Source organism: Kitasatospora sp. NPDC127067 (assembly GCF_042724755.1).
In the GTDB taxonomy this organism is placed as follows: Bacteria; Actinomycetota; Actinomycetes; order Streptomycetales; family Streptomycetaceae; genus Kitasatospora; species Kitasatospora lactacystinica.
On record NZ_JBHXEM010000195.1, the window covers coordinates 1 to 11,805 of the forward strand.

An 11,805-nucleotide genomic window follows, 5' to 3' on the forward strand; every position below is an offset into this window, starting at 1 on the left:
GGTCACCGAGCGCGGACTCCACCACGGCCCGCTGCGCCTCGTCCGCGCGGGCGAGCAGGGCGCTCACGGCGTAGCTGCGGCGTCCCGCGCGAAGGTCGGCGCCGGTGGACTTGCCGGTGGCGTCCTCGTCGCCGAACAGGTCGAGGTAGTCGTCGCGCAGCTGGCCGCCGATGCCGACCAGGGTCGCGTACCGGCGCAGCCGTGCGTCGTGACCGGCCACGTCCTCGCCCGCGGCCAGCAGCCCCAGCCGCAGCGGGGCGAGGACGGAGTACCGGGTCGACTTGTACTCGCAGACGGTGTGCAGGAACTCCTCGTCCGGGAGCGGCAGGAAGTCGCGTTCGAGGTCGAGGATCTGGCCGGCGACCGTCTCAGCGCCGGCGTTCAGCTGCACCTCCAGCATCGCCTGGCGCAGCTCGGCGGGGACGTCCGCCTCCAGCAGGACCCGCATCGAGAGGAAGGCGGCGAGGTCCCCGGCCAGGACGGCCAGGCCGAGCGCGGTGCGGTCCGCCGCCGGGAACTCCCGGCGGTAGGCGTAGTAGGTGGAGGGGCCGCCGCGGCGTACGGGCGCGTCGTCGATGATGTCGTCGTGGACGAGCCCGTGCGTCTGGAGCAGCTCGATGCTCAGCGCGGCCTCCGCCAGGCCGGGCACCGGGTCGGTGGTCACCAGGCGGGCCGCCTCGTACAGCAGGGCGACCCGCAGCCGCTTGCCGCCGCGCAGTGAGAGGTCCCGCAGCAGCTCCAGGCAGCGCGGGGTGAAGCGGCTGAGCGGCGGCGTGTCGAGGCGCTCCGGCAGGGCGGCGAAGTAGGCCTCGAAGCGGAGGTCGAACCGGCGCCGGTGTCCGGCGGCTCGTTCGCGGGCGGCTGCCATGATCGTCTCGTTCACGAGGCCCACCCTCGCATCCGGCGTACGGGACCGCGCAGCCGCCCTGCCTACTCGGTCTGGACGGCGATCAGGCAGGTGTCGTCGTCGGTGTCGGCGGGGCTGAGTTCGAGCAGCCGGTCCAGGTACTGCTCCAGGTCCGGGCCGGGGGCGCCGGCCGCCCGGAGCAGCTGTTCCACCGACTCCTCCACCGGACGGTCCCGGCGTTCGACCAGCCCGTCGGTGTAGAGCAGCAGGACGTCACCCGGGTCGAGCCGGGCGGTGCGTTCCTCGTACTCGGCGTCGTCCAGCGCGCCGAGCAGCACGCCGTGCGGCAGCGGCAGCACCTGGGCGCCGTCCGCGCCGAGCCGGATCGGCGGCAGGTGGCCGGCCCGGGCCCAGCGCAGTTCGCCGCCGACCGGGTCCACCAGCACGCAGACGGCCGTCGCGGTGACCTGGCCCGGTTCGCGCAGGGCCACGGTGTTGGCCCACTCCAGCAGCCGGCCCGGGCCGGCCCCGGTGACGGCGAGGCCGCGCAGCGCGTGCCGCAGCGCGACCATCCCGGTGGCCGCGCCGACGCCGTGCCCGGCCACGTCGCCGACCGCGAGCAGCACCCGCCGGTCGGGCAGCACCAGCACGTCGTACCAGTCGCCACCGACCCGGTCGCGCTGGGCCGCGGGCCGGTAGCGGACGGCGGCGTGCAGGCCGGTGACGGCGAGCGGGGGCGGGGCGGCGGGCAGGATCGCCTGCTGCAGCCGCAGTGCCAACTGCGCCCGTTCGGCCGACTCCTGCTCGCTGTCGGCCAGCCGCTCCCGGGTGGCGCCGAGCGCGACCTCCGTCCAGTGCTGGGCGGAGACGTCGTGGTAGGCGCCGCGGACGGCGACGAGCCGGCCGGTCTCGTCCACCACCGGCTCGGCGATCACCCGGGTGAAGCGGTGGGTGCCGTCCGGGCGGTCCAGCCGGACCACCGCGGAGGCGGTGCGGTGGTGGTGCCGGACGGTGTCCAGCAGCCGCCGGACCGCCGGCCGGTCGTCCGGGTGGGTGTGCCGCACGAGCCGGTCCAGCGGTACGGGCGGGGCGTCCGACGGCAGCCCGTACAGCTCGCGCAGCCCGTCGCTCCAGCGGATCCGGCCCTCGGCGGGGCGCTCCTCGAACCCGGCCACCCGGGCCAGCCGCTGGGCCTGGCGCAGCAGGGCGGCGTGCTCGTCCTCCTCCCGCTCGTCGTCCAGCCGCCAGCAGACCAGCACCCGGCCGCCGAGCGGGACGACCGAGAGCAGCACGGCCACCGGGACGGCGGGCCCCTGCTCCCGGAAGGCCAGCCGGACCCGCTCGGCGGTCGACGGCACGCCCGTCTCGTACGCGCGCAGCAGCCGGTCGAGCAGCCCGGCGGCCGAGGCGACCGGGTAGGTCTCCAGCAGCGAGGCGCCCTCCAGTGCCTCCCGGGGCCGGCCGAGCGGGTCGCGGAACCGGGCGTTGACCCGCACCACCGTGAAGTCGGCGATCCGCTCGGCCCGCAGGACGGGGGCCAGCAGCAGCGCGGGGGTGAGCAGACCGTCCAGGAGGTCGTCGGCCCGCTCGGGGGGCACGGGCTCCGGGGGTGGGCCGAGCAGGGTCGCGCAGAGGTCGGCGAGGGCGTACAGCCCCCGACGCCGGGCCGGGCCGAGCACCGGGGCGGAATCGGGGCCGGTGACCGGCCAGAGCAGCTCCAGCGCGCCCGTGCGGCGGTGCCGGTCGAGCAGCGGGACGACCGCCCGGGCGGCTGCGCCGCCGACCGAGGGACCGTCCGTCCCCGGTTCGCCGGGCCACAGCTCGGCTCCCCCGCCGACGACCAGCTGCGCCGGGGTGGGGACGCCGGGCGGCACCCGGGACCAGCCGGCCGCCTCCTCGGCACGGAGTCCGGCGTGCGCGGCGAGGGCGAGCGCGCCGCCGGGCAGCCGCTGCCAGACGGCCACGGCGCGGACGCCGAACGCCGCCGCGGCCTGGTCCAGCACGGCCCGGGCGGCGTGCTCCAGGTCGGGCGCGGAGGCGAGTGCGGGCGCGACGGGCGGGCCGGCCTCGGGCGGTTCGGCGGCGGGGAGGCCGAAGGCCGCCGGTCCGGGTGCACCGTCCGGGCCCGTTCGCGGGCCCTGTCCCGGTTCCGGTTCCGTTCCCGGCTCCGGGAGGCGCGCGATGTCCGTCGCCAGGACGAGCACCGGCACGCCCGACTCCCGGGCCAGCCGGGCGAGGTGCGCGGCGGCCTCGGCGACGGGCAGGCCGAGCCGCTCGGCCAGGATGCCGGTGGCGAGGTCGACGGCGGCCCTGGTCCGCGCCTCGGCGTGCGCCCGGGCGGCGGCCGCCCGGAGGCGACGGACGGTCTCGGCCAGGGCCCGGGCGGTGCGCTCCGCGGCCTCTTGCACCGAGGGCTCCTGCATCGAGGACTCCTGCCCGGCGGTCACGGCGCGCCCCGGGGCCGGGGCGCGGTGCCGGCCCGACGAGCCGCGGTGCCGTCGGGGCGGGCCTCGGCGGCAGGACTCCGGACGTCGGCGGCCGCACGAAGGACGGCGGTGCCCGAGTGCCGGGCCGCGGGTCCCCCGTGCCGGGGAGCCGTCATGACGCGTCCAGCCATTCCCGCATCCGCTCCAGCAGCCGGCCGGTGTCGACCGGCTTGGTGATGTGGTCGTCGGCCCCGGCGGCCAGGCTGCGGTCCCGGTCGCCGGGCATGGCCTTGGCGGTGACGGCGACGACCGGCAGCCGCTCGTAGCGGGCGTCGGCGCGGATCTCCGCGATGGCGGCGTAGCCGTCCAGTTCGGGCATCATGACGTCCATCAGCACCAGGTCGGTCTCCGGGTGGGCGCGCAGCAGGTCGAGCCCGGCGCGGCCGTCGGCCGCGTGCATGATGGTCAGCCCGTGCCGTTCCAGGGCGGCGGTGAGCGCGAAGACGTTGCGGATGTCGTCGTCGACGATCAGCACGGTCCGTCCGGCGAGCGGTCCCGCCACGGCCGGGGGCGCGTCGCTCTCCCCGGTCTCCCCGGTCTCCTCGACCGCCGAGGGGCTCTCGACCGCCGGGGGGCTCTCGTCGCCCCCGTTCCCGGGTACCGGCGTGCCGCCCGTCGCCACCGCCGCCGCCTGCTCGCCCAGCGGCAGGTACAGCGTGAACCGGCTGCCCTGCCCCGCCGCGGAGCGGACGGTGATGGTGCCGCCGAGCAGCCGGGCGAGCTCCCGGCTGATCGACAGGCCGAGGCCGGTGCCGCCGTAGCGCCGCGCGGTGGAGCCGTCGGCCTGCTGGAAGGCTCCGAAGATGGTGTCCAGGTGGGCCGGGTCGATGCCGATCCCGCTGTCGTCGACGTGGAAGGCCACCGCGGCGGGCGCGCGCCCGAGTCCGGGCGGCAGCTCGGCCTCCTCGACGCGTTCGATCCGCAGCTCGACCCGGCCGGTGTCGGTGAACTTGACGGCGTTGGAGAGCAGGTTGTGCAGCACCTGGCGCAGCCGCGCCTGATCGGTGACGATCCGTTCCGGCACGGCCCGGTCGACGGCCACCTCGAAGGCGAGCCCCTTCTGGTCGGCCAGCGGCCGGAAGCCGGACTCCACGTACTCCAGCAGTTCGCGCACCGCGAAGGGCTCGATGGACAGGTCCATCTTCCCGGCCTCCACCTTGGAGAGGTCCAGGATGTCGTTGATGAGCTGGAGCAGGTCGGTGCCGGCCGAGTGGATGACGCCCGCGTACTCGACCTGTTTGGGGGTGAGGTTGCCGCCGCTGTTCTCGGCGAGCAGCTGGGCGAGGATGAGCAGGCTGTTCAGCGGGGTGCGCAGCTCGTGGCTCATGTTGGCCAGGAACTCCGACTTGTACATCGAGGTCCGGGTCAACTCCTGCGCCCTTTCCTCCAGTTCCTGGCGGGCCTGCTCGATCTCCAGGTTCTTCGCCTCGATGTCCCGGTTGCGCTGGGCGAGCAGCGCGGCCTTGTCCTCCAGTTCGGCGTTGGAGCGGCGCAGTTCCTCCTGCCCTTCCTGCAACTCCTGCGACTGGGACTGGAGTTCGGCGGTGAGCCGCTGGGACTCGCCGAGCAGCTCGTCGGTGCGCGCGTTGGCCAGCAGGTTGCCGAGGTTGACCCCGCAGGCCTCGGCGAACTGGGTCAGGAAGTCGCGGTGGACCTGGGTGAACGGGTGGACCGAGGCGAACTCCAGCACGCCGATCAGCCACTCCTCCAGGGCGATCGGCAGGACGACCAGCGAGCGGGCGTCGGCGCCGCCCGCGCCGGAGGAGACGGTGGCGTAGCCGGGCGGCAGGTCGTCCACGGCGACGGTCCGCCGGGTCCGGGCGGCCTGGCCGACCAGGGACTCCCCCAGCCGCAGCCGCCGCTGCTCCCCGGCCGGGCGGCCGTAGGCGCTGATCAGGGCCAGTTCGGTGCCGTCCGCGCCCTCCTCGGCGAGGAAGAACGCGCCGTACTGGGCGCCGACCAGCGGGGTCAGCTCGTCGGTGATCATCCCGGCGACGGCGCGGATGTCCCGCCGGGCCTGGATGGCGGCGGAGAAGCGGGCCAGGTTGCTCTTGAGCCAGTCCTGCTCCTGGTTGGCCAGGGTGGTCTCGCGCAGCGATCCGACCATCGCGTTGATGTTGTCCTTGAGGTCGGCGACCTCGCCGGAGGCGTCCACGCTGATCGAGCGGGTCAGGTCTCCGGCCGCGACGGCGCTGGTGACCTCGGCGATGGCGCGGACCTGCCGGGTGAGGTTGCCGGCCAGCTCGTTGACGTTCTCGGTGAGTCGCTTCCAGGTGCCGGAGACGCCCTCCACCCGGGCCTGCCCGCCGAGCCGGCCCTCGCTGCCGACCTCCCGGGCCACCCTGGTCACCTCGGCGGCGAACGAGGACAGCTGGTCGACCATCGTGTTGACGGTGGTCTTGAGCTCCAGGATCTCGCCGCGCGCGTCCACGTCGATCTTTCGGGTCAGGTCGCCGTCGGCGACGGCGGTGGTGACCTGGGCGATGTTGCGCACCTGGCTGGTCAGGTTGTGCGCCATGAAGTTGACGTTGTCGGTGAGGTCCTTCCAGGTCCCGGCGACGTTGGGCACCCGGGCCTGGCCGCCCAGGATGCCCTCGGTGCCGACCTCGCGGGCGACCCTGGTGACCTCGTCGGCGAAGGCGGACAGCGTGTCCACCATGGTGTTGATGGCGGCGGCGAGGGCCGCGACCTCGCCCTCGGCCTCGACGGTGATCTTCCGGGAGAGGTCGCCGCGCGCCACCGCGGTCGCCACCTCGGACATCGAGCGGACCTGTCCGGTCAGGTTGGAGGCCATCACGTTGACGTTGTCGGTGAGGTCCTTCCACGTCCCGGAGACCCCCCGCACGGTGGCCTGGCCGCCCAGGTTTCCGGCGGTGCCGACCTCCCGGGCGACCCTGGTGACCTCGTCCGCGAAGGAGGACAGCTGGTCGACCATCGTGTTGATGGTCTCCTTCAGCTCCAGGATCTCGCCGCGCGCGTCGACCCGGATCTTCTGGGTCAGATCGCCCTCCGCGACGGCGGTGGTCACCTCGGCGATCGAACGGACCTGGGCGGTGAGGTTGTCGGCCATGACGTTGACGGACTCGGTGAGCGCCCGCCAGGTGCCGGAGACGTCCCGGACGTCGGCCTGACCGCCGAGCCGGCCCTCGGTGCCGACCTCCCGGGCGACCCTGGTCACCTCGTCCGCGAACGAGGACAGGGTGTCCACCATGGTGTTGACGGTGCTCTTGAGCTCCAGGATCTCGCCGCGCGCGTCCACCTCGATCTTCTGGGTGAGGTCACCGCGCGCCACCGCCGTGGTGACCTGGGCGATGTTGCGCACCTGCCAGGTCAGGTTGCCGGCCATCGCGTTCACCGAGTCGGTCAGCTCCAGCCAGGTCCCGGTCGCGTCCGGTACCTGCGCCTGGCCGCCGAGCCGCCCGTCGCTGCCGACCTCCCGGGCCACCCTGGTCACCTCGGAGGTCACCCGGGCCAGCTGGTCGGCCATGCCGTTGAAGACCTCGGCGATCTCCCCCAGTACCCCCGGCCGGTCCGGGGCGAGCCGGGTCCGGAAGTCCCCGTCGCGCACGGCCGTCAGCCCGGCGAGCAGCTGCCGCAGTGCCTGCTCGGCCGGGTCGGCCGCGGGGGCTGCGGCTGCCGGGTGCTCGTCCATCCGCCCACCGTCCGGATCGCTCGCACGGCCGGGGTGCGCCGTCCGGGCACCTCGGACCCGAGGGCGACGGGCTGCCGCCCTGCTCCCACTGTGCCACCGCGGGCCGGGGGCGACACTCGGGGCGGACGGGCCCGGGGCAGGGGCGGACACTCGGGGCGGACGGGCCCGGGCGGGGGCGGCGGGCCCCAGCGGCCCCGGCGGCCTCAGCCCGGTACGGTCTCGCGGATCGGAAAGGCGTCGGTGGCGCCGGTGAGTTCGAGCATCCGCAGGATCAGCGGCCGGGGCCGGGCCAGCTCGATCCGGCTGCCGTCCACCGCCGCCCGGGCCTTGGCCCGCAGCAGGGCGTTGAGCCCGGTGGAGTCGCAGAACTCCAGCCCGGCGCAGTCCACCAGGACCACGCCGGCCGGCTCGGCGAAGGCCCGGTCGAGCGCGGCCCGCAGGTCCCCGCTGGAGTCGAGGTCGAGCTCGCCGACCAGCACCAGGACGGTGCCCAGGGCCCACGGCCGGACCTCGATGCTGAGCCCCTCGGCCCGGTCGACGGCCGGGTCCCCGGACTTCGGCGGGCGCTGCGTCATGACTCCGCGCTCCTCTCGCTCGGTGAGGACCGGGCTCGGTCGACGCCGGCGCTCACACCCCTGCGGCTGTCCGCTGCGGAACGCCGGAAACCCCCGGGCGGGGACGGGCCGCGATCAGTCGGGCCGCTGCGGCTCCCCGGCCGCCCCGCCCGCCCCGGCCGTCGTCAGGGCCGGCGGGCGCGGCACCTCCAGCCAGACCAGTTTCCCGCCGTCGTCGGGCCGGGATCCCCAGGCGTCGGCGAGCCGGTCCACCACCCGCAGCCCGTGCCCGCCCGGCCGGCCGGCGCCGGCGAAGGGGCGCAGCCTCGGCGGGACGGGGCTGGCGTCCGCGACCTCCACCCGCAGCCGGGCGCCGTCCCAGTGGAGCCGCAGTTCGCGCGGGCCGCCGGAGGCGTGCAGGCAGGCGTTGGTGACCAGCTCGGAGACCATCAGCAGGACATCCTCGGCCGCGGCCCTCCGGTCCTCGTCGGGGGCCGGCAGCCAGTGCCAGGACACCAGCGCCCGCCGGCTGAACTCCCGGCTGCGCTGCACCGCGCCTGCGCTGCCCTCCAGCACCAGCCGCCTGGTCTGGTCCCGACTCGGCGGCCCACCGTTCCCGGGGCGGTCCACGGTCTGCCTCCTCACCTCGGCTCGGGCGGTGCGGCGGGCCCGGCGGGGCCCTCGCCGGGCGCCTCCAGCGCCGTGCGGAGGTCGGGGTGGACCTGCAGCACGCCGTCGGCCCCGGTGATCGCGAGCAGCCGCACCACCAGCGGGCCCGCGCCTGCCAGCTCCAGCCGCACCCCGTCCCCCTGGGCGTCCAGCCGGGCGCGCAGCAGGACGTTCAACCCGGTCGAGTCGCAGAACCGCAGGCCGGCGAGGTCGACGACGATCCGCTCGATGCCGGCCGCCGACGGCGGCCGGGCGAGGGCGGTCCGCAGGTCGTCCGCGGTGTCGTGGTCCAGTTCCCCGGTGACGGTGACGATCCGTACCGGCCCCCGGTCCCCGACCTCGACCCACAGGTCGCCGGACTCGTGCTCCCCGGTGGGCTCGCAGGGTTGCTCGGATGGCCGTGGCATGGCTCGCTCCCGGTCCGGTGGGGACGGCGGGGCGCCGTCCCGACCATCATCGCGCGCGCCGTGCCGGGCCGCGCGGACGGCCGTACCCGCGAGTATCCCGGGTGCGGGCGGGAGCACCGTCCGTCGGTCGTCCATGCCCCGCGTCTGCCCGAACCCGGCCGGGACACACGTACCGCCGCCGACCCGGGAGCACGTCCGGGTCGCCCGCGCGGGTCGGCGTGCGAGGACGTTTCGCACGCAGACGTTTCGTGCGAGGACGTTAGAGCCCGCCGTGGCGGGGAAGTCGCCTTGGTGGCGGGGCCGCGGGACGCTCGCCGGTTCGTGCCGCCCCGGGGCCCGGCAGGGGCACGAACGCAGGAGAACAAGGACGGACCCGTGAGATTCCTCGACCGCAGTACCGCCGGACACCAGCTGGCCCGCAGGCTCGCCCCGCTGCTGAGCGGGCGGGCCGGTAGCGGGGTGGTGGTTCTCGGGCTCGCCCCCGGCGGGCTGCCTGTGGCGGCGGAGGTCGCCGAGGCCCTGGACGCCCCGCTCGACGCCACGGTGGTCCGGTCACTGGCCGTCCGCGGCCACGACCGCCCGATCGGCGCGATCGCCGACGGCGACGCGCCGCTGGTCGACCGGCACACCCTGAGGAACCTCGGCGTCACCGCGGCCGAGCTGGGCGCGAGCGTCAAGCGGGAGCGGGTGGAGGTCCACCGCCGCGAGGCGCTCTACCGCCCGGGCCGGGACCGGCTGCCGTTGGACGGGCGCACCGTCGTCCTGGTCTCCGACGGCCTGACCGACGGGCTCACCGCCCGGGCGGCCGTCCACGCCCTCGCCGCCGACCACCCGGCGCGGCTGATCCTCGCGGCGCCGGTCTGCGACGCCCGGATCGCGGCCGACCTGGGCCGGGACGTGGACGCGGTGGTCTGCCTCCATCTGCCCCGCTACGCGCACGCCGCCGGGCCCTGGTACGGCGAGTTCCACGAGGTCACCGACCGCGAGGCGGCCGTCCTGCTGCAGCGGCGCACCCCGGCGGGCCGCGCCGGGGCCGGCCGGGGCTGAGCCGTCTCCGGCCCCCGCCAAAACCCTTTGCCGGGCAGAGGGTGTACGGACCATCCTCCTGCCATGAACCATCCCCAGCACGTCATCGCCCTGGACGGGGCCGTCCTCCGCCGCTTCGACGGCGAGTCGGACCTGCCCGAGTTCTTCGCGGTCATCGAGGAGTCGTTGGAGCACTTGCGGCCCTGGATGCCCTGGGTGGCCGAGCACAGCCGGGCCAAGACCGCCGAGTTCCTCACCGGCCGGGCGGAACTCTGGGCGAGCGGGCAGGACTTCACGTACGCGATCGTGCTCGACGGCGCGATCGTCGGCGCCTGCGGGCTGTTCCGGCGCGAGGACACCCCGGCCGGGGTCCGCGAGATCGGCTACTGGCTGCACCCCGCCGCCACCGGGCGCGGGCTGGCCACCCGGAGCGTGCGGGCCCTGGCCGGTGAGGCCTTCCGTCTCCCCGGGGTGGAGTACGTCGAGATCGTCCACGACCCGGCCAACCGGGCCAGCGGCGCCGTCCCGGCCCGCCTCGGCTTCACCGAGTACCTGCGCCGCCCGGCGGAGGCGCTCGCCCCGGCCGAGACCGGGGAGGAACTGGTCTGGCGGCTGCCCCGGGAGCAGGCCCCGGCCCGGTGAGCCCGGCGGTCCGCAGCCAGGGGGGAGAGCATGCGGACCGCCGGGTGCGTCTGCCGGGTCGCAACGATCCGGCCGACGCGTCGGGAGCGGACGCGGTCGGAGCCTTCCGGCTCCGCGCGCAGTGCCCCATCTCGAACTCCGCGGTCCCGCCGTGGACCTCACCCACGGCGTCGCGCGTTCGCTCCCGTGCCCAGGAGACCCTCCCCGTCCACGCCGATAACACTTTCTTCCGATCGCTTCCCCAGAAAATTCAGTTGACGGTTCATCACCTCGACCGAGGCGCGCCATGGCCGGCACCTCACCGGCGCCTCACCGGTGCCCGCCGGTGCCCGCCGGGCAGGAACCGCACGGCAACCGCCGAACGGCGGACCCGCAGGCTCACTCCCGGACCTGCGGGTCCGCCGACACCCCCTCGGGAAGCTTGTACCGAACGGTCCGTTTCCTCATACTTCCGGTCAGCGCCGATCAGGAGCTGATCATCCGCCGTGCTTCCGGAGAGCAACGACCGGGGTCCGCCCATCCCCTGACCGCGCTTCACGGCCCCAACCCTCAGGGCCGTCACCCCCTCAGGAGGAGATCGGTGAGGACCACGCGCACCACGCCCCGCACCGGCAGCACACGCCGCGTCCGCCTGCTCGCCGCGGCCCTCGGCCTGCTGACCGCGACCGCGACCGCGGTCGCCGCGCCGGGCGCCGCCGCCGCTCCCACCCGCACCGCCGAACCGGAACAGCTCTCGGCGATCAGCGACGCCATTCTGAACGCCGAGGTCGACGGCACGGCCTGGTACGTCGACGAAGCCGCCGGACGCGTCGTGGTGACCGCCGACAGCACCGTCTCCCCGTCCTCGCTCGCCCGGCTGATGAAGGCCGCCGGCCCCTCCGCGCCCAACCTCGACGTCCACCGCGTCCCCGGCGTGTTCACCCCGCTGCTCGCCGCCGGCGACGCCATCTACGGCGGCGAGTACCGCTGCTCGCTCGGCTTCAACGTGGTGAGCGGCAGCACCTACTACTTCCTCACCGCCGGGCACTGCGGCAACGTCGCCCCCGACTGGTACACCGACGTCGCCCACAGCACCCTGATCGGCCCGACCATCGGCTCGACCTTCCCCGACCACGACTACGCGCTGGTCCGCTACGACAACAGCGCCCTCAGCCACCCGGGCGGCTTCACCTCCGCCCCGAACGCCGTCGTCGGCGAGGCGGTGAAGCGCACCGGCTCGACCACCGGCACCCACGGCGGCACCGTCACCGGCCTCAACGCCACCGTGCGCTACACCGACGGCAGCACCGTCCGCGGCCTGATCCAGACCAACGTCTGCGCCGAGGCCGGCGACTCGGGCGGCCCGCTGTACGACGGCACCAAGGCGCTCGGCCTCACCTCGGGCGGCAGCGGCGACTGCACCTCCGGCGGGACGACCTTCTACCAGCCGGTCAACGCGGCGCTCTCCGCGTACAACGTCAGCGTGTACTGACCCGAGCCCTTCCGTCCCGGCCGTGGGCCCGCCGCATCGGTGCGGCGGGCC

At 75.4% G+C, this 11,805-nt stretch carries 9 protein-coding genes; 3 read left to right on the plus strand and 6 right to left on the minus strand.

What is annotated here, in order from left to right:
* The 6 genes from ACFWJ4_RS38985 to ACFWJ4_RS39010 all read right to left on the minus strand — a co-directional run.
* Positions 1-868: polyprenyl synthetase family protein (locus tag ACFWJ4_RS38985; protein ID WP_380553516.1), on the minus strand; the 868-nt coding region annotated here is incomplete at its 3' end.
* Between the two features lie 62 nt (positions 869-930).
* Positions 931-3,270 (minus strand): SpoIIE family protein phosphatase, encoded by a 2,340-nt coding sequence (locus tag ACFWJ4_RS38990; RefSeq protein WP_380553492.1) that lies wholly within the window; start codon positions 3,268-3,270, stop codon positions 931-933.
* Positions 3,271-3,445: 175 nt separating this feature from the next.
* The gene (locus ACFWJ4_RS38995; protein WP_380553495.1) at positions 3,446-6,985 is read right to left on the minus strand and encodes a HAMP domain-containing protein; all 3,540 of its coding nucleotides are present in this window, start codon (positions 6,983-6,985) and stop codon (positions 3,446-3,448) included.
* A gap of 203 nt (positions 6,986-7,188) precedes the next feature.
* Entirely contained in the window at positions 7,189-7,560 is a 372-nt protein-coding gene (locus tag ACFWJ4_RS39000) for an STAS domain-containing protein (protein WP_380553498.1), read from the minus strand.
* Positions 7,561-7,674: 114 nt separating this feature from the next.
* Positions 7,675-8,169, minus strand: a complete 495-nt coding sequence (locus ACFWJ4_RS39005; RefSeq protein ID WP_380553501.1) for an ATP-binding protein — start codon at positions 8,167-8,169, stop codon at positions 7,675-7,677.
* Positions 8,170-8,180: 11 nt separating this feature from the next.
* Entirely contained in the window at positions 8,181-8,615 is a 435-nt protein-coding gene (locus ACFWJ4_RS39010; protein WP_380553504.1) for an STAS domain-containing protein, read from the minus strand.
* 375 nt (positions 8,616-8,990) lie between these two features.
* On the opposite strand from ACFWJ4_RS39010, the gene ACFWJ4_RS39015 reads away from it, so the two are divergent.
* The 3 genes from ACFWJ4_RS39015 (at position 8,991) to ACFWJ4_RS39025 (ending at position 11,754) form a co-directional block, all read left to right on the plus strand.
* Positions 8,991-9,662 (plus strand): phosphoribosyltransferase, encoded by a 672-nt coding sequence (locus ACFWJ4_RS39015; protein ID WP_380553507.1) that lies wholly within the window; start codon positions 8,991-8,993, stop codon positions 9,660-9,662.
* A gap of 63 nt (positions 9,663-9,725) precedes the next feature.
* A complete protein-coding gene (locus tag ACFWJ4_RS39020; RefSeq protein ID WP_380553510.1) occupies positions 9,726-10,283 on the plus strand; it encodes a GNAT family N-acetyltransferase in 558 nt (185 codons plus the stop codon).
* A 580-nt stretch (positions 10,284-10,863) separates the two neighbouring features.
* Positions 10,864-11,754, plus strand: coding sequence for a S1 family peptidase (locus tag ACFWJ4_RS39025; RefSeq protein ID WP_380553513.1), 891 nt, complete (start codon positions 10,864-10,866; stop codon positions 11,752-11,754).
* Positions 11,755-11,805 lie beyond the last annotated feature (51 nt).